We start from the raw sequence: 26,176 nt of genomic DNA, 5'->3' as shown, positions 1-26,176 counted from the left end.
TGAACTGAGAAAAGTAAGTTAAACACCGCTATCGCTAAGGCTCTGCCAGAAATTACCATTATTCTGCAAAACTAGAGCAAAAGTAACACTGGACTTGCTATTTTGCACTCAGAAAGAGGCTTGTTAATGTAGCAGTTTTGCAAGCTATGAAGTTCTTCTATCCGTCTGACTCCTCGGTGATTATAGGTTTGTTGTTTAGCCTTAGATAAATCTGTGTGTTTTTTATGCGGAATATTTTTCCAAAAATTAAGTAATGCCTCGCTACTATCATGCGAAACCGTTACATCAATTTTAGATGATGCTATTTTCGCTTGTTCAATATCTCCTCTAATTAACGCACTAAGCACCTTTACCTTATTTATATCATTCGAAAAACGAGTCTGTTCAGCTGAACTGCGTATAAACTCTTCAGCAGCTATAAAGCTTTCTTCAAGTTGTTTATACTCTTTTTTTGACAACTGTATAGTTAACTTGTGCATGATTGCGTCCCAAGTCGTTTTATTTCCCTTAGGATATATCTGCGAAAATACATCTACTGATTTCGAATTATATTTTTTTGCTTGTTCCAGCTCCCCAATATTTGCATGAACAAAACCTAACCAGAAATATCTATGACCAGTTCGGCTATGAAGCTCTCCCGATGATAATAAATCAATTTTTAAAGCGGAGTTTAGCGTATCGATAGCTTGCTCGTGTCTTTTTAAATAAAATTGAGCAATGGCGAGATTACCTAAAATACTAGCTACATTGGGGTTGTTTTTACCTAGCACCTTTTTGGCGGTTGTAGCTGCTTTCAATAAATAGTGCTCTGATTGCTCAAAGTCTCCTCGTAGGCGTGAGGCTATCCCGATGTCATTCCATAAAAATGCCAGTTGTTCATGGTCCTCACCATAACTTTCTAAAAAAATGGACTCGCTAGACTTGTAATACTCGATCGCGAGTTCGAAATGATCCTGCATTTCTTCTATAAAGCCGATGTTTCTGTATGCATTACCGGTGGAAGGGTGCTGCTCACCGAGTACCTTTTTGGTAATGTTAAGGTGCTTTTTATATATCTTACTGGCCTTTTCAAGCTCACCTAAGCTACTTAGAATGTTGCCATGAGTATTGTAAACATCAAGTAGGCCAATATGGTCAGCAGGGTAGGTGGCTTCTGCCAGCTTAGCAGCTTTTTGTATTTCTTGCAGTGCTTCTTGAAACATGCTCTGCTCATCGTAAGCTATGGCTTTTTTTACTGATGCTTGAATGAGCTGTCTTTGTTGGTTTGCGGTGCTTGGAACTAGGTTTGCAAGTTTATCTAGCGTTTCAACGGCTTCTTTATTGTTGCCTCGCTTTAATTGAATCGCACTTCTAATGATGATTTTTTCTATCCACTCTTCACTACCATGCCTTAGAGTGAGTTTGCTTAATAGCTCATCAGCTTGGTCATAAGCACCTTGATAGAACATGGTTTCTGCCAAGGGTATATTGAGCTTGTTGCTATCTATATCTGACTCTAACAGCATTCGTGCCCTTTCATAATCTCCGAGTGATAATAGTGCGCGAGCGATAATTTCTTTAATTTCTATTCTGGCGTCGTTCTGCTTAGGTAATTGAGTGTCTAAATTAGCGCTACCAGAATATAGAAGCTGTGCATAATCAGGCTTTTCTCCGTTGTAATATCTCGGATCTGCGGCATAAAAGACATCTTTTAAGTAGTTAACAATTGCCGACTTTTGCTGATACTGTTCATTTAAGTGTTGGTTTTTAACAATCAGTGCTGCGGTCATTGTGATGATTGCAAGTACTGCTACAGATAAAAGTGAGGTAAGAAATGGCTGACGGTAGAATCGTTTTTGCAACCTATAAAGAATTGTATTTTTCTTTGTTGTAGCTGATAAAGGCTTTTTTTCATAAACTGCATGAAGATCGGCCTGCAATAAGGCGATTGAACTATATCTTACTGATAAGGCCGCTGAAGTTGCTCTGTCTAATACTGCAAGTAAATCAGCATTAACTTTAGCCCTATTAGTTTCCGAATTTAATCGTTTTTTTAAGATCTTGCCCAAGCTATACACATCACTTTGTGTGGTTAATGGCTCTCCAGCAAGCTGCTCTGGGCTGGCGTAGTCTCTACTTAGCCCATTGATATATGCTGAATAGGTTGCGTTACTTTGCTCGCTTAGCGTATGAGCTACGCCAAAGTCAACCAGTTTTGGCTCACCCAGCTTATCCACCAAGATATTATCGGGCTTTAAATCACCATGAATAATTCGATTTTGGTGAGAGTAGCTTACTGCATCACATACTTTAATCAGTAGCTTCAGCATTTCATCATTAGTCGCAGTTGCACAAAACTGCTGTAAGGGGTCGCCTTCTATGTATTCCATGATTAGGTAAATTAGGCCACTTTCTGTTGTGCCAACGTCGTACACTTTAGCAATATTGGGGTGGTTTAAGCGGGCCAAATATTGCGCTTCTTTAAACGCGAGTTCTTTTGAGGTTAACAAAGTGATTGATGGCGCAATAATTTTAATGGCGACTTGTTGTTCTAGTTGGCCGTCGCAGCGCTCAGCAAGATACACCACCCCCATACCGCCCGAGCCCAGTAGCGTTTTGAGTTTAAAGTGTTGGATCTGTTCACCGGTGAGTGAAAGCAAATCTTTATCTGCATCTAAAGTATCTACTTGAGCCGCAATGATATTGCTAAACAAAGTTTGCTGCACATTTTGTTCATGTGCTGAGATTAATGCCGTTACTTCATCTCTCAGTTGTGGCGACAATTCGGGTATGCTATTTAAACCCGCGGTCAGGTTTTGAGAATAATTGTCAAGTAAGTGATCAAATACGCTGAGCGCATCATTAAAAGTCATAGGGCTTCCTTTATTATTTTACGCATTTACCCTGATAAAGGCTTTTGCGGCTTTGAGCTCTCTATAAACAGTCGCTGTTGAAATATTAAGTTGCTGAGCCAATTGTTCAGGCTCAAGGCCCAAAAAATAATGCTGTGAAAAAATATCTGCTTTTGTTGGGTGTTGTTTCGCAAGCAGTGAAAGGGCACTATCTAGTGCTAGATATTGGTCAGGAGGTGCCTCTGTAGCTTCTTCAATCCAATAAGTAGGTGGTGTTCTCTTTTGTGCTTTTAATTTGCGAATTTCATCTCGTAGCATATTACGTACAAAAAGGCTTAAGTAGCGATTAAAGTGTGTCTTATGCTCAATGCCATAGCTTGGAGGGATCAATTCCATTAAGGATTGGTGCAAGAGGCAGGTAGTATTAGGCAAATGGCTTAGAATGAATGTCGCGTCCATTTGTTTCTTGTGTGCTTCAAGGTGTAAACTACAAACGGTTTTTAAGTGGTTATAAACTAAGGCTTTAAGCTTTTTCTCACTTTCTTTGCTGCCTCTTTGCCAATCGGCCAGCAGTGCAATGATATCCATGCGCATTCCCTATCTTGTTATTACTTCATTATCCTAGCAACAAATAGGTATCAAATGTAATTAATTTCTAGCTGGCAGAAAAAATCTCACAGGTTTTTCGTTAAGACGATTTTTGTCAGATAGTTCAACAGTGAAGCTATCACTTAGGTGTAACTGCATCGCAATGAAAGCACGTAAAGAACCGTGTTGCGTTACTTTAAAGGACCGAGGAGGGATATCCATGAAAAATAGATTTACGTTGAGTTGTATTGCCTTGGGTTTGCTATTGGCAGGTTCTGGCTCTGATGATTCATCTCCAGACAGTCCAAATAATGATAATTTAGGGGATAAGACCACTGATAGAAGAGATTTCGGATGTGACTGTTGATGAGTTGTTTATTGCACAGCACAAGAGCCAGTTTAGTTTAGTGATGACTGTGAAGGGAGAGATTTTTTATACAGCCGAACAAGTTAGCGACTTCGTAGAAGCTGAAAATCAATTACTGGCACTGGCATCACACTAGTTCTTGCTTAGCTTTACAATAATGGTAAAGCTTTGATATCCGAGACTAAAGCCTAAGTTTATTTAGGCTTTTTTGATCACCGTCCATGGTTGAGCAGAGCTTTGAGTTTTGCTGGCTTTACTGGCTTAGACAGGTAATGGATCTGCTCACTTTTAGCGGCGATTTTTACTTCTTCATCCCTCACGGCGGTAATTAAAATAGCTGGAACCGTATTTTGCCATACGATGCGTAGCGATTTGATCAAAGAGATCCCATCACAGTTATCGTTAAGTTGGTAATCCATTAAAATAACATCTGGTGCGGGATTGTGTTTTGCGTAAGCAAGCGCGTCCTCTACTTTGTAAAACAGCTGATAGTGGCAATGCCATTTATCTAGCAGGCTCGCCATGGCTTCTAGGTTTTTCGGGTCGTCATCAACCGCGATGACATTAAGTTGAGTTTTGCTTTGCGGTTTTTGGCTAATATCTTCTTTTACTTGGAGTAAATCCACATTGCCATAGGGTATGTCTATGGCAAAGCGGCTGCCTTGATTGACAACCGAGTTCACTGAAATTGTGATGGATAAGAGATCGCATAGACGCTTTACAACACCAAGCCCAAGCCCAATACCTTTATTATCGCCCGCTTGAATACGATAAAAATCGTTAAATATCTTATTTTGCTCATGGTTTGAAATACCAGGACCGGTATCCCATACTTCAAGCCTTAAACTATGTTTACGGCATCGACAGGCGATAAGTACTTTGCCACTTTCGGTATATTTAACGGCATTGGAAACTAGATTTTGAATGATCCGGCGTAGGTAAGTGGTGTCGCTATGTACAATGCTGTGGGAGCTTCTCACCTTAAGTTCGAGACCTTTCTCTTTTGAAATGATGGCATACTCATTTGCCAGTGGTAATAAGATATCGTCAATGTTGAAGTGCCTAGGAGTGGGCTTCATTGCACCTTGCTCAAGTTTTGCAATATCCAAAAGCGCGCTCATCAGGTGCACGGTAGAGTCTAGACTATCGGTGAGTTTTTCAAAGTTACCCTGATCTTTACTTATTAGATTGTGGGTATCAATTGCTGCTAAGTACAGGCGTGCGGCATTGAGTGGCTGCAAAATATCATGACTGGCAAGCGCTAAGAAGCGGGTTTTACTCTCATTTGCTTGTTCAGCTTCTTTTTTAGCGGCCATTAGTGCCTGCTCTGTTTCGTGACGATTGGCTATTTCCGCTTTAAGATCCATATTAATGGTGCGGATCTCTTGGGTTCTGGCTTCAATACGGTTCTCTAGATCCATATTGATTTCTTCCAGTGCGTTTTGCGTCGCAATATGCGTGGTGATATCTGAAAAACTCGTCACAAACCCGCCTTCAGGAAGCGGGTTTCCCGTCATCTCAAATACTTGGCCATTACGGCGGTGGCGAATAAAGTGGTGAGGAGTGCCATTTTTCAGATGTTGAACTCGTTTATCGACGTGTTTATCAATTTCTCCAGGTCCGCATTCACCGCGCTCGGCGTTAAAGCGGATCACTTCTTCTATCGGTTGTCCTACTTCTAAGAAACCATCAGGGTAGGCGAACATCTCGTGATAACGCCTGTTCCATGCAACTAGTTTTAGATCTTTATCAACAACCGAAATCCCATGGCTTAAATTTTCTAATGAGGTATAAAGTAGGTTTTGGTTGAACTGTAGTGCTTGTGTGGTTTCATCAAAAAAGTTAACCACCTCTTCAAATGCCATTTGGCGACCCGATGACACGGTACGGATCAGAGCTTGGGCTGATGAAGCACCGAGCACTCCCGTGAGTGCGCGCTCGCAGAATGAGATAAATTCAGGAGCTGGGTACGCGTCATTATCTTCTAAAATATTATTTTGAGCATAGTGCCCGAGCAATTGCTGACTGCGCTGAACCCCCAAGAAGGTTTGTAGTAGCACTTTAAAGTCATACACGGTAGCGCGAACTTGTTTATTCAAGCGTTTAGAGAGAGCAGCCTGATCTTTAGGGTTTACGAATGCCGCGGCCTGAATACGGTCGATTAGGCGCTCCTGTGCACCGATAGAAAAGCTAATATAGCAGCTAATGTTGGCGAGCAGTGCAAGTAAAGTTCCTCGGGTGATAAGGGTCTGGCGCATTTCATAATCAAGTAATCCACCTGCTTCCAGAATTGGAAACATAAGAAATAGCATCCAGCAGATAAAACCTGCGATGAGCCCCGCATATACGCCATACGCATGGCCTTTGCGCCAATAAAGTCCACCGACAATTGCAGGCAATAGCTGAGTCACCAATGAGAAGGCAACTAACCCCATATTTGCGAGTGCTTCACCATGACCAAACCATTGCTGGTACATATATGAAAGTAATAAGATTGCGGCGATAACAAAGCGTCGGACTAAGAGTATTTGACTCTTAAAACTGCTGTTAAGAATGTTCTTCTTAAATTTACGCTTGAACAACAGAGGCAATACCACATCGTTTGATAACATGGTACTAAGTGTGAGAGTCGCAACGACTATCATGGCCGTTGCCGCAGATAAACCGCCGATAAATACAAATGTAGCTAGGATCGGATGCTCCATCATGATAGGTAAAGCGAGTACGAAACTATCCGGTGCCGCACCATAGCCAATATCGGGGTGGATAGCGGCGGTAGCGATTGGGATGATCATGGCTGCTATCAATAACAGGTAAAGTGTAAATGCCCAGCGTGCGGTTTTTAAGTGTGAAGTATTGTGGTTATCTACCACCACAACATGAAATTGTCGGGGCAAACAGACGATGGCAGCCGCTGCCATAAGCGTTTGTCCAACGAAGTTGAAGTTAAAGAAGTCAAAAGATTGCCAATGTTCGCTCAATGCTTCAAATGAGTCTGGAACTTGAGCTAAAGATTGCCATGCAAGCACGGCAACAATACCGAGTGCGAGTAGTTTAACGATAGATTCAAAAGCAACGGCCAACATCAACCCTGAGCGATACTCAGTCACATCTACCTTTCTGGTGCCAAAGAAAATCGCAAATAATGCCATGATCAAGGTGCCAGCTAATGCGAGCGCAGTGCCAGACACTTGCTCATCCTGCTGTAATAACAAAAAGCTACTACTCAAGGCTTTGAGCTGGAGTGCAATATATGGAATGGTTGCCAATAGGGCTATCATCGTTACCATGACGGCCGTAGTTTGGCGTTTACCGTATCGTGCCGAAATGAAGTCTGCAATGGTGGTGATATTCTGCTTTTTACTGACCAATATGAGTTTGCGCAAAAACCCCTGACCGAACAAAAACAGTAAAATGGGCCCCAATAGAATAGGGAAGTAATGCCAGCTACTGGTGGCCGCAGTACCTACCGAGCCGTAATAAGTCCAAGAGGTACAATAAATCCCTAAGGAAAAGGCATAAACAAACGGATGATGACTAATTTTGAGTGCGCGGGGGGTGGTTTTATCTCCCCAGTTGGCGAGCCAAAAAAGTACACCAATATAAGCAGCGGCAACAAGGAGTAAAATGGCAGTCATAATGTTTGTTATAGTTTTTGGTATTAATATCGTCATACTTTAGCAAACAAATGGCACCCATAGTCTAGTTTACTCTATAATTTTATTTGAGATTTATATCTTATTTAAAATCAAAGTGTTAGAGTTTTCTTTGGTGAGTGAAGACGTTCATTCACCATTCAAGTTAGACTAATGTCTTACTGTCGCATCCACTCATTGAAAATACATCTTCATCCAACCTGTTTTGACTTATCTTTTTGTTTATAAAGACTTTTTAATTCTTATGAATATCACGCATCTGCAGTTTACGTAAACGTTAATTTGCCGTTACGACTAAGGTCTCAATTTCAACTTACCAAGCCGTTGCTACTCTCATTAAGGTCTATTAACACAACTTGCTCCATGTTGGAGCGGGTGATAGGAGATTTAAAATGGCTTTTAAAAGTGAAGAACAAGCGAAAGCATATTGGTCAGAAAATCTCGCCTTGATGTTTAAGCTACTCGCTATTTGGTTTGTCGTTTCATTTGGATTCGGCATCCTGTTAGTTGATGTGCTCAACGAAGTTCGTTTTTTTGGATTTAAACTCGGATTTTGGTTTTCTCAGCAAGGCGCAATTTATACTTTTGTTGCGTTAATTTTTGTCTACGTTTCAAAAATGAATGCGTTAGATAAAAAATACGGCGTGGATGAGTGAGGAGCTAATCGATGGATGTTCAAATTTTAACTTTTATTATCGTCGGCCTTAGTTTTGCGCTCTATATCGGTATCGCTATCTGGGCGAGAGCTGGGTCCACGAATGAATTCTATGTTGCTGGCGGCGGTGTACCTCCTGTTGCAAACGGTATGGCAACTGCTGCAGATTGGATGAGTGCAGCGTCCTTTATTTCAATGGCGGGGATTATTTCCTTCGCTGGTTACGACGGCGGTGTTTACCTCATGGGGTGGACCGGCGGTTATGTATTACTTGCCCTGTGTTTAGCACCTTATTTGCGTAAATTCGGTAAGTTCACGGTACCAGATTTTATTGGTGATCGTTACTATTCTCAGGTTGCACGTGTGGTTGCGATCCTGTGTGCTATCTTCATTTGTTTTACCTATATTGCCGGTCAAATGCGTGGTGTTGGTGTGGTGTTCTCTCGTTTCCTCGAAGTGGATATTGAAACGGGTGTTTACATCGGTATGGTGATTGTATTCTTCTACGCGGTACTTGGCGGTATGAAGGGGATCACTTATACACAGGTCGCTCAATATTGTGTACTTGTCTTTGCTTATTTAGTTCCTGCTATTTTCATCTCACTGATGATGACGGGCCATTTACTTCCACAAACCGGTTTTGGCGCTACGTTGGCTGATGGCTCGGGCACCTACCTACTCGACAAGCTAGATGGACTCAGTACCGAGCTCGGTTTTGCGCAGTACACTGAAGGCTCTAAGAGTATGGTTGATGTGTTTGCTATTACCGCTGCACTTATGGTTGGTACTGCTGGTCTGCCACATGTAATTGTTCGCTTTTTTACCGTTCCAAGAGTAAAAGACACTCGTATTTCAGCCGCTTGGACCTTAGTGTTTATCGCTATCGTATATACAACTGCACCCGCTGTTGCGTCGTTCGCTCGTGTAAACATGATCGATACTATCAACGGTAAAGATGGTAGTGGCACGGTATATGAAGAAGCACCACAGTGGGTGAAAAACTGGGAAAGGACGGGCCTTATCGTATTCAATGATAAGAATGGTGATGGCAAAATGCAGTACTCTGCAGGTAAGATTGACGATCCTGCCAGTGCAAACGAAGTGAAGATTGACCGCGATATTATGGTATTGGCGAATCCAGAAATTGCAAATCTGCCTGCGTGGGTGATTGCATTGGTCGCTGCAGGTGGTATTGCAGCAGCGCTATCGACAACCGCTGGTTTGCTACTGGTTATTTCAACATCGGTATCACATGACTTGTTGAAGCGTACCATTAAGCCGGATATCAACGATAAACAAGAACTGCTAGCCGCGCGTTTAGCAGCGATGGTAGCGATTGGGATCTCAGCATATTTTGGTATAAACCCGCCAGGATTTGTTGCCTCGGTGGTTGCATTTGCCTTCGGGCTAGCTGCGGCGAGTTTCTTCCCTGCAATTATCATGGGGATATTCTCTAAGCGAATGAATAAAGAAGGTGCGATTGCCGGCATGGTAACGGGTATAGGTTTCACTGCGGCTTATATTATTTACTTTAAGTTTGTTAGCCCTGAGCTAAATGCCCCTGCAAACTGGTTGTTTGGGATTTCTCCTGAAGGGATCGGTATTGTAGGTATGCTAGTGAACTTCGTTGTAGCTGCACTGGTTATGAAGGTGACTGCGGATACACCTGAAGAAGTCAAAGTGATGGTTGATGGGATCCGTAACCCTAAAGGGTCTAGCGCTGCTCACGCACACTAAGCAATGCTAATCGAATTTGCCCAGCCAGCGTGCTGGGCAAATTTGTTTTTGATAGTGCAAAATTGTAGACGATTAAAAGGACAGTTAGGTATGACGCCAGAAATTCAAGATGTCTTTCAGTTTGTTTATAAACAAGCCCCGTTTTCTGAATTGCCCGAAGCGGCTGCCAGCTACTTTTCAAAACATATCGAAATTGTTTATCTTAGCCAGACGAATCAACAAGATTGGCTTCAAGATGGCAAGCCAAATCTATATCTGCTGCGCTCAGGTGTGGTTGATTTGATCTCTGCAAAAGACGAAGTCATTGGTCGTATGAGTGAGGGAGATTACTTTGGTTATCCTTCTTTATTAACCGGTGATGCCATTCAAAATCGCATCGAAGTTCAAAAAGATGGCTTGGTTTATATTCTCAATGAGCAGAACTTTGATTTTTTGCGCCGAGAATATAAACCTTTTGAGCAATACTTTGTTAGAGCACATGCTAACCGACTACTTTCTTCTCGTTATAAACAGCAAAGCGAAACTTGGTCAGAGCGGAAAATATCTGAGCTAATGACTAAAGACGCGGTTACTATCGCGCCGACAGCGAGTATTCGTGACGCTGCCAAATTGATGAGCCAGCATCGTGTTTCATCAATTATGGTCACGGAGCAAGCGCGCTTGGTTGGCGTTGTGACGGATAGAGATCTGCGCAATCGAGTTCTAGCGCAAGACAAAGATCCCAGTGCTCCACTTGCTGAGATCATGACGGAAAAGCCAAAACATATTTTCGAAAACAACCGTGTGTTTTCGGCCCTGCATTTAATGCTTAAGCACAATATTCATCACTTGCCAGTGTTAAATGAAGCATATAAACCACTGGGCATGCTGACCAGCACCGATCTGCTGAGACAGCAAAAAAGTGATCCGGTGCAACTTATTGGCAGAATCTATAAAGCGCAAAATCTTCTGGCTATCAAAAACTGCGCTCAGGAGATCCCGGATCTATTGCGTCAATTTTCCTATCATATCGAAGATATTTCACTGATTGGCAAGCTATTAAGTGGCCTCACTGATGCGCTAACATCAAGATTAATCTATTTATATCAACAGCAGCACGGTGCTGCACCATGCCGTTTTGCGTGGATCTGTTTTGGCTCTCAGGCACGAGAAGAGCAGACCTTACATTCAGACCAAGACAATGGTTTGTTGCTACCAGATAATATCAGCGAAAACGATCGTCGTTACTTTGCTGCTTTAGGCGCGTTTGTCTGTGAGCAACTCAACGAGTGCGGTATTCAATCTTGCCCAGGAAATATCATGGCTAGTAATGCAGACTGCCGTGGCACAGTTGCCCAGTGGACCGCCAAATTTAGCAAGTGGATCTTGTCTCCTACGCCAAAAGCGATGCTTAATTGCAAGATCTACTTTGATATGCGTTTTATTGATGGCGCCAGCGATCTCTATGCGACCCTGCGCCAATCTTTGGATCAGATCAGTCGAAACGAGCTGTTTTATGCGGCAATGGCGACAGACATCAACGCAAATTCGGTACCGATCGGGATATTTCAACAATTTAAGCTGGAAAAAGACAAGAGCAAACATAAGTATTTAGATCTGAAAAAACGTGGGGTTGCCATTATCAACGATGTGGTTAGGTTGTATGCGCTCAAGGTTGGGGTTGCAAGAGCTAACACATTAGAGCGCCTGGAAGCACTGACTAAAAGCCCATTACTTGCCAAGTCGGATATCGACAATCTAAAAGACTGTTGGCGGTTTTTAACACAATTGCGGTTAAAGACCCAAATCAACCGTGAAGGTTTACCAGGAAATTGTATTAACCCAGAAAACCTCTCCTCTCTTGAACGCCATCAACTCAAAGAAGCATTTTATTTAGTCAAACAAGCACAGCAGGCGAGTGCGTTTAAGTTTGCTCGAGGGAGTTTATAAGCAATGAACTGGTTTTCTCACTCAGTTGCTAAGTGGCACCATAAACATCTGCCGTTTGCGCAAGCCGAGTTGGTGGTGCTTGACCTTGAGCTCACAGGTCTTGATCCTAAGCGCCATGAAATTGTGTCGGCTGGTTGGTTGCCAATTAAAAATATGCGGATCCAAGTGAAAGATGCGCAGTATCATTTGAACAGTGAAGTGAGAACGCTTGCACAAAGTCCAGTTTTCCACGGTATTGATAGTAGCAGATTAGCTGACGGTGAGTCCTTACAAACTTTGTTGCTGGCGCTTCAGCGCGCGCTCCACGGTAAAGTGTTGGTATGTCATAACGTACAGATGGATTGGGCGTTTCTTAAGGCGGCATTTCAGCGCTTTGAGCTAAACGTAAGACCTGCTTTGCTGTTAGATACCATGCAGATAGATAAGCGTCGTGTGTTAAAGCAAGGCTATCCGTTGGCGCAAGACGCATTAACACTAAACGCTTGTAGAATGCGTTATGGTTTACCTCCTCACCAATTGCATGATGCGCTTAGCGATGCTTTAGCGACAGCGGAACTACTGTTGGCGCAATCTCAGGCCATTTGTGCTGGCGGTAAATGTAAAATTGCGGATTTAACTTGAGTTAAAAAATTGCCCTAGCCCCTTACACATTTCACTCAGGTCGATTACAATAGCGCCATCAAAACGAAGGGGAACTTTCGTACTTGCGACTTCATGGATTTTCAATTTAATGACAATCAAGCTTGCAATTAATGGCTTTGGTCGAATAGGGCGTAATATCGTAAGAGCACTCTATGAGTCGGGTCGTCACCACGAAATACAAATTGTAGCCATCAATGAGTTGGCGGATCCTAAAGGGATCGCGCATCTTCTAAAATACGATACCTCACATGGGCGTTTTGCTTTTCCAGTTTCGTTAACAGAATCTTTTTTGGAAGTAGCTGAGGATAAGATCCAGTTATTTTCAGAGCCAGATCCAAGTCACCTGCCTTGGCGCGCGCTGGATGTTGATGTGGTGCTCGATTGCACTGGCGTCTATCATTCTCGTCAGCACGCACTTGCGCATATTCAGGCTGGGGCAAAGAAAGTATTATTTTCACATCCTGCGGATGCTGATGTTGATGCGACGGTGATCTTCGGTATCAACGAAGAAATACTGTTACCTGAGCACACCATTGTGTCTAACGGCTCATGTACGACAAACTGTATTGTTCCGGTAATTAAAGTGCTAGACGATAAGTTTGGTGTTGAGTCCGGTGCTATTACGACTATTCACGCCTCTATGCATGATCAACAAGTGATTGATGCTTATCACAGTGATTTGCGGCGTACGCGTGCGGCAAGCCAATCCATCATTCCTGTTGATACTAAGCTGGCTCGCGGTATTGAACGTATTTTACCTAAGTTCCAAGGTCGTTTTGAGGCGATCGCGGTGCGGGTGCCAACAATCAATGTTACGGCGATGGATCTGAGTGTGACGCTCAATGAAAATGTCACAATTGATGCGGTAAACTCAGTTCTAAAGCAGGCTGCTGGTGGTCGTTTAGAAGGGGTACTGAGCTACACTGAAGAGCCGCTAGTGTCGGTTGATTTTAATCACGATCCACATTCTTGTATTATAGATGGTACGCAAACTCGAGTGAGTCACAAGCGCTTGGTTAAGCTGCTAGTTTGGTGTGATAACGAGTGGGGTTTTGCTAATCGTATGCTTGATACCGCTTGCGTGATGATGCGTGGCTAATCATTTGTTTCAGACGCTGTTATAATCAAATTGTCTGCACAAAATTAAAACAATAATTCAAACCGAGGTAGCAAACGATTGCTGCCTTGTAGATAACAAAATGTATCGTTCTTTAAGGAGATGTCCAATGTCAGTCATTAAGATGGCGGATTTAGATTTAAACGGCAAGCGTGTGTTGATCCGCGAAGACCTAAATGTGCCAATTAAAGATGGCAAAGTCGCGTCGGACGCGCGGATCCGTGCTGCACTACCTAGTATCAAATTAGCGCTAGAAAAAGGTGCTAAAGTGATGGTGATGTCTCACCTTGGTCGTCCAACCGAGGGAGAATATGATGCACAATACTCCATGCAGCCGGTTGTGGATTATCTTAATGATGCGTTATCTCAAGATGTACGTTTAGTGACTGACTATCTTGACGGCGTGGATGTACAAGACAATGAAGTTATCGTATTCGAAAACGTGCGTTTTAACGTTGGCGAGAAGAAAGACGATGAAGTACTTGCGAAAAAACTAGCAGCGCTTTGTGATGTCTACGTGATGGATGCCTTTGGTACTGCGCACCGCGCACAGGCTTCAACACATGGTGTTGGCTTGTACGCTGAGGTGGCTTGTGCAGGTCCATTGCTTGCGGCAGAACTCGACGCGCTTGGCAAAGCACTAGATAATCCAGCTCGTCCTTTGGTGGCTATCGTTGGCGGCTCTAAAGTATCAACCAAACTAACCGTGCTTGATTCATTGTCTAAGGTTGTTGACCAACTCGTTACTGGTGGTGGTATCGCGAATACTTTCATTGCTGCAGCGGGTAACCCTGTTGGTAAGTCGCTGTACGAAGCGGACTTGATCCCTGAAGCGAACAAGCTAGTGGCTGCTGCCAGAGCGAATGACGGTGATATTCCTGTTCCGACTGATGTGGTTGTCGGTAATGAGTTTTCAGAATCTGCAGTTGCTACCATTAAAGATGCGAGCGAAGTTTCAGACGAAGACATGATCTTCGACATCGGTCCTGATACTGCAACTCAACTTGCCGAGATCATTGCAAATGCTGGCACTGTGGTTTGGAATGGCCCAGTGGGTGTATTTGAATTTGATCAATTTGGTAATGGTACTGAAGCGATTGCCAATGCTATCGCTAAGTCGTCAGCATTCTCAATTGCTGGTGGTGGCGATACGTTAGCTGCTATCGATAAGTATGGTGTTGAGCAAGATATCTCTTATATTTCTACAGGTGGCGGTGCTTTCCTTGAATTTCTTGAGGGTAAAACGCTTCCTGCGGTCGCCATGCTTGAGCAGCGAGCTAGAGACTAAAATTGATTGAGGTAGCGTTAAGCTGCCTCTTAATATCAGGTAAACATCACTCTCTCACATACTTGATGTTTGCTTGACGACGCGTAGCGTCCGGTTAGCCAACAAATAAAGTGGTTAACTTCATCAGCGTTGGCTGGTGTAAACATATTATCCGTTCAAACCGATAGCGGTGGCTATCAACAATTGGAGAAAAGCAATATGGCTTTAATCAGTATGCGTCAACTTCTCGATCATGCAGCTGAGCATGGTTATGGCGTTCCGGCATTCAACGTGAATAACCAAGAGCAAATGCGTGCGATTATGGAAGCTGCGGACAAGACAAATAGTCCGGTTATCGTGCAAGGTTCTGCTGGTGCACGCAAATATGCTGGTGCACCATTTATCCGCCACATGATTTTAGCGGCTGTAGAAGAATGGCCTCATATTCCAGTTGTAATGCACCAAGATCATGGTACTTCACCTGCTGTATGCCAGCGCTCAATTCAACTTGGTTTCTCATCAGTCATGATGGACGGCTCTCTAATGGAAGACGGTAAAACGCCTTCAAGCTACGAGTATAATGTGGACGTTACTCGTCGTACTGTTGAAATGGCGCACGCTTGTGGCGTGTCTGTTGAGGGCGAGTTAGGTGTACTTGGTTCTCTTGAAACCGGTGAAGCTGGTGAAGAAGACGGTATTGGCGCTGAAGGTAAATTAACAGAAGATCAGCTACTGACAGATCCTGAAGAAGCTGCAGACTTCGTCAAGAAAACCAATGTAGATGCGCTTGCTATTGCATGCGGTACATCACACGGTGCTTATAAATTTACTCGTCCACCAACGGGCGATATCTTAGCAATTAACCGCATCAAAGAAATCCACGCTCGTATTCCTGATACTCACTTAGTAATGCATGGTTCGTCTTCAGTACCGCAGGATTGGTTAGCAATCATCAATGAGTTTGGTGGCGAAATCCCTGAGACTTACGGTGTACCGGTCGAGCAAATTGTTGAAGGTATTAAATTCGGTGTTCGTAAAGTTAATATTGATACTGATCTACGTTTAGCATCAACAGGTGCTATTCGTCGCCACCTTGCGCAAAACCCAAGTAATTTCGATCCTCGCAAATTCTTAGCGGAAGCGACGAAAGCGATGACTGAGATCTGTGTTGCGCGCTACGAAGCGTTTGGTACAGCTGGTCAAGCTGCTAAGATCAAGCCAATTTCACTTGATGATATGCACTTGAGATATCTAACTGGTGAGTTAGATCCTAAAGTGAAATAACTTACGGATCAAAATTTGACTAAGTAAAATTGTGCATCGCACTCTGATACTTCAAAAAGCCTCTGAAATAGAGGCTTTTTTGTATCTGATCCATGATTGAAAGCCAATGTTTAATAGGGCTTGCAAGGTGAAAATACACTTGGATCGCCATTTTACTAGCGAGGTAAATAGGGATCAGATCTTTACTAACAAAGATCATTGTTTAACTAAGTAGATATATTTCAAAACCTCAGATCAATAAGTTAGCCTCGCTTAGATCATTTTTATACCAACGTGATCCAGCGTTAAGTAGTAAGAGGTTAGTAAGAAAATGATCTTGGGGACGATCTTGTTGGTAAAAATCTGATCCTGACTATAGATGATCTCTAGCAGTTAATAAAATACTGATCCCGGAGTCAGTTTCTTGATCTCCAGCTAAAAGTGTCTAACTTTAACAATACGAGATCTGTTCGCTACGTCCTCTCTGTCTGGCTTCGGCATCTCAAACCTTGTTGTACTGCGCCCAAATACTATCCAAGGTGATCAAAGATGAAAATGAAATACCTACCATTTGTTGCTCTAAGCCTTTGCTCTATGAGTGTTTGTAGTTATGCAAACGAAGCTGTATCTCTATACGGTAGAGCTCATGTCGGGGTGCAAAACTCTGATAAAGACGGTGATAGCGATACTTCAATTGAGAGTTATAACTCTCGCATGGGGTTAAAGGGATCGACAAAGCTGCAGGATGGGCTTGAGGTCTTTTATAAATATGAATTCCAAGTTGAGATCACAGATCAAGACAAAGATGGTAAGTCAGGTGATAACCTTACAGCACGCTCTCAGTATCTTGGGGTTAAAGGGAGCTATGGTCAGCTCCTGATCGGCCGTGATGATACACCGATGAAAAAGTCGCAAGGCAAAGTGGACTTAATGAATGACTTTTCTGGTGATATTAATTCGTTCTTTGTTGGTGAAAATCGCCTTGGTGACACCGTGCAATATACAACTCCGGCTATTAATCATTTGCAGTTTACAGTGAGTTATATTGCCGAAGACAACAGCAAACAAAACGGTGAAGATGGCTTATCTTTGTCGGCAAGTTACGGTGATAGCAAACTCAAAAAAACCAATGTATATGTTGCTGTTGCCCACGACAATAAAGTTGCGGGACAAGACATTAATCGCGTGACGGTACAAGGAAAACTAGGGGACTTTAAACTCGGCGGTATGTATCAACAAAATGAAGCGATTGATAGTGATGAAGAAGTAGATAGCTTCATGGTGAGTGCTGCTTACCAGATTGAGTCATATACCTTACTGGCTCAATATCAAGATTCGGATGGGGCTGCAGGTAAGCTGAAAGACTCTGGCAATGCAGCCTCAGTAGGTGTGGAAAAAAGTCTAAGTAAACAAGCTCGTATGTATCTTTGGTATTCGAAATTTTCTTTGGATAACAACGAAGATCACAACACGATGGCGGTCACATTGAGATATGACTTTTAATTTACAAAGGCGTAAGGCTATTTACAAAAAGCATGCTGATTTTGCGGTGAATTGCAGCGTAGTTTTTGTAGTATGGTTTGGAGATCGTAGTCCATATTTCGAAAACACTATTTTGAGACCAATATTTTAGTATAAAATATATTTAAAATCATATTATTACAAATAAATAAGGTATTCCCTTTGTAGCCAAAAAAGAGATTTTTTTGGCTTGTTTTGCGTTTACACGTTACACTTTCATAAAAATGTCACAGTTAGTCATAATAATGACATCAACAACGTCGGTAACGAGAGAACATTGGGAATGTCACGTAAAGTACTTGTAGTTGATGATGAAGCACCTATCAGAGAAATGTTGGTGTTCGTACTAGAGCAAAATGGTTTTCAAGCAATTGAAGCGGAAGACTATGATTCAGCAGTTGCTGCTATGGTAGAACCTTATCCAGATATGGTGCTACTAGACTGGATGCTGCCAGGAGGCAGTGGTATTCAAATTGCTAAAAAGTTTAAGCAAAGTGAATATACCCGTCAGATCCCAATCATCATGCTAACGGCAAGAGGTGAAGAGGAAGATAAAGTTAAAGGATTAGAGGTTGGTGCGGATGATTATGTGACAAAGCCTTTCTCTCCTAAAGAGCTAATGGCTCGTATTAAAGCGGTAATGCGTCGAGTTTCACCGACGTCGCTAGAAGAAGCGATAGAAGTTCACGGATTACGTTTAGACCCTATTTCTCACCGAGTGACATCTGCGGGCACTGAGTTAGATATGGGGCCGACAGAGTTTCGTTTATTACATTTCTTCATGACACACCCTGAACGTGTTTATAGCCGTGAACAGCTGTTAGATCACGTATGGGGCACTAATGTGTACGTTGAAGATCGCACTGTAGACGTTCATATTCGTCGCTTACGTAAAGCTATCGCACCGCTTGGCCACGATCGCTTAGTGCAAACCGTACGTGGTGCAGGTTACCGCTTTTCGAGTAAACTGTAATTAGTATTCCAAGAGGAACTGAATTATTTGGTTCCTAAATGGATTTAGTCTATGTATCGAGTGATTGATAAACAGGCGTTAACGAGACGCCTGTTTTTGTATTTCCTACCACTAGCCTTAATTGGCTATTTAGTCAGTGCACCTTTTCTGTTTCTTTTCATAGGTGCTTTCGTCTTATTAGTTTGGCATTACAAACAACTCTATCGTTTGAGCGACTGGCTGCTCAACCAACGTAGTTTTAATCCACCTGAAGGTAAGGGCGCTTGGGAGCAAGTGTTTGAAGGGATCTATCAGCTTCAGCAACGTAATCGTAAAAAGCGTAATGAGCTCGCTGAACTGATCCGACGCTTTCGTGAGGGGGCTGAAGCTATCCCAGACGCGGTCGTTGTACTGCAACAAGATCTCAGTATTGTGTGGTGTAACCAATTAGCTTTGAAAGTGTTAGGTTTGCAATGGCCTACAGATCATGGTCAAAGATTGGATAACCTTATCCGAGATCCTAAATTTGTAAAATACATGCATGAACATCGCTTTGATGAAGCATTAGAGCTTGAGACCGGACTTGCACATGAGCAAGTGTTGGAAATACGAGTCATGCCGTATGCCGAGCAGCTTATGCTAGTGGCGCGTGATGTTAGCCGACTAAAGCAACTAGAGCAAATGCGCAAAGACTTTGTCGCAAATGTATCTCATGAGCTAAGGACGCCGCTAACCGTCATGGCTGGCTATCTAGAGATGATGGATAGCGATAATATGCCACCCCCCGCAATGTGGGCTAAAGCACATGGTACTATGATAGATCAGTGTAAACGGATGGATAGTCTGGTAAATCAACTTCTTTCCTTGTCTCGAATCGAAGGGGCGAGAAAGCAAGACAATGACAAAGCCGTGAATATTCCTGCCATGCTTGATCTTATTTATACCGAAGCGAAGTCACTTAATCAGGAAAAGGGCCATGAGCTCGTTTTTGACATTGATCCGACTTTGGATATCAAAGGGGCTGGGGATGAGTTACGCAGTGCTTACTCAAATTTAATTTTTAATGCTATTCATTACACTAAACCCGGTGGGCACATTCGTGTACGTTGGTATTTAGAAAACGACTTGCCGACCTTTAGTGTCGTCGATAATGGCGATGGTATCGCGCCTGAACACATTAACCGACTAACTGAACGTTTTTACCGTGTGGATAAAGCACGAAGCCGAAAAACAGGCGGCTCGGGCCTTGGTTTAGCAATTACTAAGCATGTGTTGTCTCGTCATGACTCAGCTTTACATATTGAAAGCAAAGTGGGTGAAGGCTCTCGCTTTTGGTTTGCTTTCCCCAAACAAAAGCGAATTTTTATGACAAATGATGAAAGTCATAAAAGTGTAATTTAAGAGTAATTTTATTGTCATTTTATCGCTGCACAATGAGCTGCGTAAAATAACTGGGACCAACAACTGGAGTGACCCCAATGAAATTTAAAAGCTTAGTTGCCGCAATGGGTGTGGCTATTACTACATTAGTTTCTACTCAAGTATCTGCTTTAGACGAAAAGTTACCAGAGTATAATAAAACCAGCGGTATCTCAGGAAACTTCTCTTCTGTAGGTTCTGATACGCTTGCCAACATGATGACGTTTTGGGCAGAAGAATATAAAAGAATTTACCCTAACGTAAATATCCAAATCCAAGCTGCTGGTTCTTCTACTGCGCCACCTGCACTAACGGAAGCAACGGCAAACTTCGGCCCAATGAGCCGTAAGATGAAATCAAAAGAAATCGAAGCTTTTGAAAAGCGTTATGGTTATAAGCCAACAGAAATCCGCGTAGCAATTGATGCGCTCGCAGTATTTGTACACAAAGATAACCCAATTGAAGGCTTAACAATTGAACAGGTTGATTCAATCTTCTCTTCAACGCGCAAGTGTGGTTCGGCAGCACAGGCAAATCGCTGGAGTGATGTTGGTCTAACGGGTGATTGGGCAGCAAAAGATATTCAGCTTTATGGTCGTAACTCAGTATCTGGTACTTATGGTTACTTCAAGAAAAAAGCACTGTGTAAAGGTGACTTCCGCAATAATGTTAACGAGCAGCCAGGTTCTGCGTCTGTAGTACAGTCTATCTCGTCTTCAGTGAATGCGATTGGTTATTCTGGTATCGGTTATAAAACGTCAGGCGTACGTACCGTACCATTAGCGAAAAAAGGCACGAACTACGTTGATGCAACATTAGAAAATGTGGCACAGGGCAAATACCCACTGTCTCGCTTCCTATACCTATATGTGAACAAGCACCCTAATAAAGAATTAGCACCTATCGAGGCTGAATTCTTGAAGATGGTGTTGTCTAAAGAAGGTCAAAAGATCGTTGAGAAAGATGGTTACGTTCCTCTTTCTAGCGAAATGGCGACACGTGAATTGAAAAAGTTAGGTTTACTTTAATCAATTACTCAACCCGCTAATTACTTGTTGTTATTGATGCCGCTCGTTGAGCGGCATTTTTTATTTTCACACTTCTATGTTCCCAGATTGAATAATTTGTTTAAATCTTCATCCTCAGGCGGCAAAAAAGCTGGAAATATTCTATATTTAGTTAAAATTTATAATAAATCAGTCGATAATGAACTCGTCTTACTTCAAAAGGTGTATATATGAGTCTAGGTACTGCTTTTGCTGATCTTAGTATCACCAAAAAGATCCACGCAATTACGCTCGTTGCGGTTGTCGCTTTTGTGGTTATCGTGTTTGTTAATTACAACGCTATTAGTTCTAACCAAAGGGCCTTAAATGAATTAGAGGAGCAGACATACAAAATTCTTAACCTCGCCACAGAAAACGCAAATAAGCTGCAGAATTTAGATGAGCTATTCACTCAAGCTGTAACCTTCGGGGATGCTGAATTATTAGATAAAGCAAAAGAATATCAACAGCAAATCCAAGCTAACTTGCAAAAAATTGAGTCGGTACAAAGTGGCTTTATGCCCTCAGATAATAGCGATGAACTTACGCAGTACGGCAAAATTGCGCAACAAATTGCTGGAGGAATGATAGATGGTACAGCTGATTTTTCTCGTATCCAAGAAGATGCCAAAAAGAAAACTGAAATCTACGAAGGCTTAGTCGCAGATTTTACCAAGGCTAAAACGAACGCGAATGATCGTTTTGTTGAATTACTTCAAAATACCGAAGAGCGCTCAGCAAACGCGCTCACGATAATGTTGATTGTGGCCGTTATTTCTTTACTTGTGCTGGTTTTCTTAGCGGTTATGATCGCAAGAGGTATAGGCAACTCAGCTAAGGATGCGGCGCAAAATCTGAAACTATTAGCGCAAGGGCAGGGCTCTTTGTCCACCACGCTCAATGTGCGCTCTCACGATGAAATTGGCCAGGTATCCATAAACTTTAATGAATTTGTCGGGTTACTAAAAGGGGCTGTTGTTGAGGTGATGAGTGTCGTCGAACCTTTGATGAAAGACTCAAGTCGCCTTATTCAGGGGATGGAAAAAGCTGAGGGGGCAACGAATCAACAAACGCATGACGCGGAAGTAGTACGTCAATCTATGGAAGAAATGCGGTTAAGTGTGGGTGATATCTCTCATTCAGCGTCACAAGCTTCTGATGCTGCTCAGCTGGCCGAACAAGAAGTTGAGCAGAGTAAGCGCCAAATTCAGGTGTCAGTTAACGAATCACAAGCGTTAAGTGAAGAAATTAATCACGCAGCAGAGACGATCAATAAGCTAGCTGATGATACACAGAACGTGACGCAAATCTTAAATGTGATCACATCGATTGCAGAGCAAACCAATTTACTTGCCTTGAATGCTGCGATTGAGGCGGCTCGTGCAGGTGAGCAAGGTCGAGGTTTTGCGGTGGTTGCTGATGAAGTCCGCGAATTAGCCTCAAGAACAGCAAAGTCGACCAATGAGATAAGAGAACTTTTAAATGTGCTAACAGAAGCAGCAAATCAAGCGGTGAAAGCAATGACAAGTGCAAGCAGTATGGCAATTAATAATGCTGAAGCTGCTGCACAAACTGGGCAGTCGATTGAGCAGATAGCAGCACAAATCTTGTCAATTAATAGCATGAATGGTCAAATTGCTGCGGCAACGGAGGAACAGACCTCGGTAGCCGCTATGGTAGTAAACAATGTGACATCTATGCACCAGTCTTTCCAAGACACAATGCAAGCGTTGAATGAAGTACAAGACGTTGCTGAGAATCTCCATGTACTGTCCGACAACTTGAAAGATGCAACCTCAAAATTTAGAGTCTAATGCTTTAATTTTTAAACGATAAATAAAAACAGCCACATTAAGTGGCTGTTTTTATTTGATAAGGAATATTAGGGCCTGTTTATCTTTCAAGTTTGCTTTTGCAGCAGTTTGATTGGTATTTATACAAGGCAGAGCCTGCGTAGCATAGTCATTCTATGTGAGTCAGGCGAGAACACAGTAGAAATGCCAATCAAGCGCTGCCCTTTGGGTTCACCTGAGTGCGCTTTGTTCATTGTTGCTCAACTTTTGCCTAGATCACTAGGCGGCAAGTCGGGCGTCGCGACCAAAACCCACTCAGAAGAACAAAAATCAAACAGCAAAGGTCAACAGGCCCTAGTATTTACCAATCACTTTGACGGCACCGGTTACTTTAGTAGCATCGATATAACCAATTGCGTCTGCATTGCTCGAAACAAAATCGATTACCGCTTGATCGCTATCTAGCTTCTTCGGAGGTGTTCCCTTACCGGTGAATACTAATTTAGACCAATGGGCATTTAGCTGAGAGCTAGATTTACCAATCACTTTGTCGTTAAACTCGTCAAATACCGCGTTACCATCCTGATTCACAGGGGTCGCACTACTACCATCGGCAAATGATTTGCTTTTGCCAAGGAATAATTTTTTGATAGTACCATCATCTACAGTAGATGCATTTGCTGAGTTCACGATAACAGCAACATCTGCTAAAACTGCCTGACTGGCTAATAGTAGCCCTAAGGTCATTATTTTTTTAATCATATTAACCTCCGTTAGAATACTAAATCGATACCGAAGCTCAACAGTTCAACTTTTTGATCTGTTAGCGTGTTATCGAATTGGTTTAGTTCAATCTTGAATGCTGCTGACGGATGGAAGTCATAACGTGCACCAATACTCCACGTTTCTGATTCTGCACGAGCGCCTGCAAGCGCACCATTAACAAGTGTTCTTAAATAAGGTGCATTTGGATTGGTTGGATCGGTCGTGACAGGAATGGTTACACCATTTGGAGCGGTGATGGTGAGTGGGACAGAGTTAAACTCGTCGTTGTCATTCTTATCTTCATTGTGTTCGTAGGTTAGGTGGACTGTCCATGCATCAATACGGTAACCGAGGGAAGCGTAATACTGCTGTTGTTTAGCAAGTATGCTGTTATCCACTTCAAACTGAGTGTATTCTGCATCGAACAAGATATCGTTGTAGTCGATAGCAATACCAATCGCGGCAAAGTAAGCATCATCTTTATCGACAGCAATATCATCCGCTTGTTGCGTTAGCCCGTAGCCAGTTAACCCTGCCAATAATCCTGATAGTTCAGGGCTATTAGCTGCGCTGATGCTCGCTTCGGTAGCAAAGTAGGCCGCACGCGCACTGAACCAATCTCTGCTTAGTGTCCAGTTAATACCTACCGTGTTATTTAACTCAGCTTCATCTGAATAGGTAATAGCAACAATGTCGTCATCTACGCTGCCTAAAGCTAGCTGTACAGTGCTTTCCCATTCCCCTAATGTCGAATTATGGATATAACTCAATCCGTTATAGGTGCTAAAGCTTAGGTTATATACAGATTGAGGTGGTTTAACCCAGCGGTATGCATAGCCCACATCTAAAAAGTCAGAATAGCGATAGAATGGTATACGCATTTTACCTGCGCTTATCTGCGAAGAATCTGAAATCGCATAAGTTAAGTATGCCCATTCAAACTCGGCATCAAAGTCATTCTGGCCACGACCTACGATCTGTGCTGTGGCAGTTAGACTTTCTTGTAGATCGGCGGACAGCTGTAAAGCAAATAAGCTACGATTTTCCATATCAAAATCATTATCATAGCCATATAGTGTGTCGTCACTATCTAGCGTTTGACCACCAATAATGGAAGCAAAACCATTAATTCTGATCTCAGCGGCACTTTGAAAACTCACTGTCCCAAGCGCTATCGCTAATGCAATTGCAGATTTTTTCATATTGATTCCCATTTTCTTTGCAAAGAGTCGTGTCTGTAACACGCATTAAAAGCACTGATACTGAGCTCAACAGTCGTGTTACTTTTGTCTTAGAGATTAGAATAAAAACCAGAAATAACAAGTTATTAAGAAAAGTTAGTGCTTACAACCTGCATTGTTTAGTAAATCAAGCCTTAAGCCAAGCTAAGTTGGTGTTGTATGTCTATCTCATCAGACCAGTTTATTGTATCGCAAAATATTCTAAAAAGGTGAATAAAAAATAACTGATGGAGTCAGGAGGTATTTGTATTTAAAAGAATAAAGGGGATTTTTTGCTAAAAAAGAGCAAACTATCGTTTGCTCTCGGTAATTTTTTCAGCCTGTACTTTGCAGGCATTATACTGCTCAATACATTTATCCGTGCATATCTGTAACGACATTGTCTCTGGCGTGTTTTGCATCTCACAGTTGCGCTCGCATTGATAATTCTGTTGTGCACATTGATTCAACTCAGGTGAGATAGAGTTACTACACCCTAGTAGGGTGGTAGAAAGTACTAACAAGGCGAACGCAATTTTCATTATTATTCCTTAGACTGTGACTTGAATATTATCAATCAGTCTGACTTTACCGAGAAAAGCTGCGGCAAGAATGACGAGTTGACTATCCTCGAGTGTAGCAGGTTTCAAGCTATCTTTTTGACAAATGTTAAAATAATCCAACTTTAAACCTGCATTATGCAGCATTTCTGTTGCATTTTTTGTTACCTTCGAAAAATCTTTTTCGCCGTTTTCTAAAGCGCCAGCTGCTGCTTTTAGTGCTTGAAAAAGTACTTTAGCAGTATCTTTTTCTGATTCAGAGAGGTAGCCATTACGTGAGCTCATCGCCAGTCCAGAAACTTCTCTTTGAGTCGCAACACCAATCACTTCAACAGGCATAGACAGGTCTTTCACCATTGTTTTGATAACCTGTAACTGTTGAAAGTCTTTTTCACCAAAGCAGGCAAAATCAGGTTGTACTAAGTTAAACAGTTTAGTGACAACCGTTGCAACGCCACGAAAGTGTCCTGGGCGTGTGCCACCACAATGTCCTTCTGATACTCCTGGTACATCAACAAAACTTTGCGCATTTAGGCCGTTAGGATATATGGTCTCAACGGTAGGCGTAAACACAATATCAGTTTCTAGTTCTGCAAGGCCTTGCTTGTCTTGCTCAAGCGTACGTGGATAGCTGTCGAGGTCTTCGTTCGCACCAAATTGCATTGGATTTACAAAGATACTGACAACGACTTTATCCGCTAGGGTTTTTGCTTTTTCTACTAAGGAAAAATGACCACGGTGAAGGTTGCCCATCGTTGGTACGAAGGCAATGCTCAACCCTTGTTGGCGCCAAGCTTTAATCTGGCTTCGTAACGATTTAATCTCAGTAACTGATTGCATGTTGTACT

General features: G+C 42.5%; 20 protein-coding genes. 13 read left to right on the top strand and 7 right to left on the bottom strand.

Going from position 1 to position 26,176, the window contains the following annotated elements; translation table 11 throughout:
• Positions 1-71 precede the first annotated feature (71 nt).
• Both L3V43_RS03870 and L3V43_RS03865 read right to left on the bottom strand, forming a co-directional pair.
• A complete protein-coding gene (locus L3V43_RS03870; protein ID WP_237115721.1) occupies positions 72-2,852 on the bottom strand; it encodes a serine/threonine-protein kinase in 2,781 nt (926 codons plus the stop codon).
• A gap of 18 nt (positions 2,853-2,870) precedes the next feature.
• The gene (locus tag L3V43_RS03865) at positions 2,871-3,419 is read right to left on the bottom strand and encodes an ECF-type sigma factor (protein WP_206473067.1); all 549 of its coding nucleotides are present in this window, start codon (positions 3,417-3,419) and stop codon (positions 2,871-2,873) included.
• Between the two features lie 356 nt (positions 3,420-3,775).
• Between L3V43_RS03865 and L3V43_RS03860 the strand changes: the two genes are divergently transcribed.
• Complete coding sequence (locus L3V43_RS03860) at positions 3,776-3,922, top strand: hypothetical protein (protein WP_158299130.1); 147 nt, start codon at positions 3,776-3,778, stop codon at positions 3,920-3,922.
• Positions 3,923-3,998: 76 nt separating this feature from the next.
• Here L3V43_RS03860 and L3V43_RS03855 read toward each other — a convergent pair whose 3' ends face one another.
• Positions 3,999-7,424: a PAS-domain containing protein gene (locus L3V43_RS03855; protein WP_102057516.1), complete on the bottom strand. Its 3,426-nt coding sequence runs from the start codon at positions 7,422-7,424 to the stop codon at positions 3,999-4,001.
• 410 nt (positions 7,425-7,834) lie between these two features.
• Between L3V43_RS03855 and L3V43_RS03850 the strand changes: the two genes are divergently transcribed.
• The 12 genes from L3V43_RS03850 (at position 7,835) to L3V43_RS03795 (ending at position 22,804) form a co-directional block, all read left to right on the top strand.
• The gene (locus L3V43_RS03850) at positions 7,835-8,098 is read left to right on the top strand and encodes a DUF4212 domain-containing protein (protein ID WP_010607553.1); all 264 of its coding nucleotides are present in this window, start codon (positions 7,835-7,837) and stop codon (positions 8,096-8,098) included.
• Between the two features lie 11 nt (positions 8,099-8,109).
• Entirely contained in the window at positions 8,110-9,834 is a 1,725-nt protein-coding gene (locus tag L3V43_RS03845) for a sodium:solute symporter family protein (protein WP_010607554.1), read from the top strand.
• 90 nt (positions 9,835-9,924) lie between these two features.
• Entirely contained in the window at positions 9,925-11,763 is a 1,839-nt protein-coding gene (locus tag L3V43_RS03840) for a DUF294 nucleotidyltransferase-like domain-containing protein (RefSeq protein WP_102057515.1), read from the top strand.
• A gap of 3 nt (positions 11,764-11,766) precedes the next feature.
• Positions 11,767-12,384 carry a 3'-5' exonuclease gene (locus L3V43_RS03835; RefSeq protein ID WP_237115722.1) on the top strand — a complete coding sequence of 206 codons (618 nt, stop codon included), beginning with the start codon at positions 11,767-11,769 and terminating at the stop codon, positions 12,382-12,384.
• A gap of 109 nt (positions 12,385-12,493) precedes the next feature.
• Entirely contained in the window at positions 12,494-13,504 is a 1,011-nt protein-coding gene (gene epd / locus L3V43_RS03830; RefSeq protein ID WP_010607557.1) for an erythrose-4-phosphate dehydrogenase, read from the top strand.
• Positions 13,505-13,631: 127 nt separating this feature from the next.
• Positions 13,632-14,810 (top strand): phosphoglycerate kinase, encoded by a 1,179-nt coding sequence (locus L3V43_RS03825; protein ID WP_010607558.1) that lies wholly within the window; start codon positions 13,632-13,634, stop codon positions 14,808-14,810.
• 198 nt (positions 14,811-15,008) lie between these two features.
• Complete coding sequence (gene fba / locus L3V43_RS03820; RefSeq protein WP_010607559.1) at positions 15,009-16,073, top strand: class II fructose-bisphosphate aldolase; 1,065 nt, start codon at positions 15,009-15,011, stop codon at positions 16,071-16,073.
• A gap of 528 nt (positions 16,074-16,601) precedes the next feature.
• On the top strand, positions 16,602-17,555 hold the full coding sequence (locus tag L3V43_RS03815) for a porin (RefSeq protein ID WP_010607560.1): 954 nt from the start codon (positions 16,602-16,604) through the stop codon (positions 17,553-17,555).
• Between the two features lie 301 nt (positions 17,556-17,856).
• On the top strand, positions 17,857-18,546 hold the full coding sequence (gene phoB, locus L3V43_RS03810) for a phosphate regulon transcriptional regulator PhoB (RefSeq protein ID WP_010378755.1): 690 nt from the start codon (positions 17,857-17,859) through the stop codon (positions 18,544-18,546).
• Positions 18,547-18,597: 51 nt separating this feature from the next.
• Positions 18,598-19,926 carry a phosphate regulon sensor histidine kinase PhoR gene (phoR, locus tag L3V43_RS03805; protein WP_237115723.1) on the top strand — a complete coding sequence of 443 codons (1,329 nt, stop codon included), beginning with the start codon at positions 18,598-18,600 and terminating at the stop codon, positions 19,924-19,926.
• 77 nt (positions 19,927-20,003) lie between these two features.
• The gene (locus tag L3V43_RS03800; protein WP_017216573.1) at positions 20,004-20,972 is read left to right on the top strand and encodes a phosphate ABC transporter substrate-binding protein; all 969 of its coding nucleotides are present in this window, start codon (positions 20,004-20,006) and stop codon (positions 20,970-20,972) included.
• A 209-nt stretch (positions 20,973-21,181) separates the two neighbouring features.
• Positions 21,182-22,804, top strand: coding sequence for a HAMP domain-containing methyl-accepting chemotaxis protein (locus L3V43_RS03795; RefSeq protein WP_010607563.1), 1,623 nt, complete (start codon positions 21,182-21,184; stop codon positions 22,802-22,804).
• Positions 22,805-23,137: 333 nt separating this feature from the next.
• On the opposite strand, the gene L3V43_RS03790 is transcribed toward L3V43_RS03795, so the two are convergent.
• From L3V43_RS03790 to panC, 4 genes are all read right to left on the bottom strand, one after another.
• Positions 23,138-23,545 carry a phosphate ABC transporter substrate-binding protein gene (locus L3V43_RS03790; RefSeq protein WP_102057510.1) on the bottom strand — a complete coding sequence of 136 codons (408 nt, stop codon included), beginning with the start codon at positions 23,543-23,545 and terminating at the stop codon, positions 23,138-23,140.
• Positions 23,546-23,556: 11 nt separating this feature from the next.
• Positions 23,557-24,750: a porin gene (locus L3V43_RS03785; RefSeq protein WP_102057509.1), complete on the bottom strand. Its 1,194-nt coding sequence runs from the start codon at positions 24,748-24,750 to the stop codon at positions 23,557-23,559.
• Between the two features lie 329 nt (positions 24,751-25,079).
• Positions 25,080-25,310 carry a hypothetical protein gene (locus L3V43_RS03780; protein WP_010607566.1) on the bottom strand — a complete coding sequence of 77 codons (231 nt, stop codon included), beginning with the start codon at positions 25,308-25,310 and terminating at the stop codon, positions 25,080-25,082.
• A 9-nt stretch (positions 25,311-25,319) separates the two neighbouring features.
• Positions 25,320-26,168, bottom strand: coding sequence for a pantoate--beta-alanine ligase (gene panC, locus L3V43_RS03775; protein ID WP_102057508.1), 849 nt, complete (start codon positions 26,166-26,168; stop codon positions 25,320-25,322).
• Positions 26,169-26,176 lie beyond the last annotated feature (8 nt).

The sequence above is a fragment of the Pseudoalteromonas sp. L23 genome, from assembly GCF_021728455.1.
GTDB lineage: Bacteria > Pseudomonadota > Gammaproteobacteria > Enterobacterales > Alteromonadaceae > Pseudoalteromonas.
The sequence above is the reverse complement of the archived record's forward strand: the minus strand, read 5'-3'. Positions and strand labels throughout refer to the sequence as shown.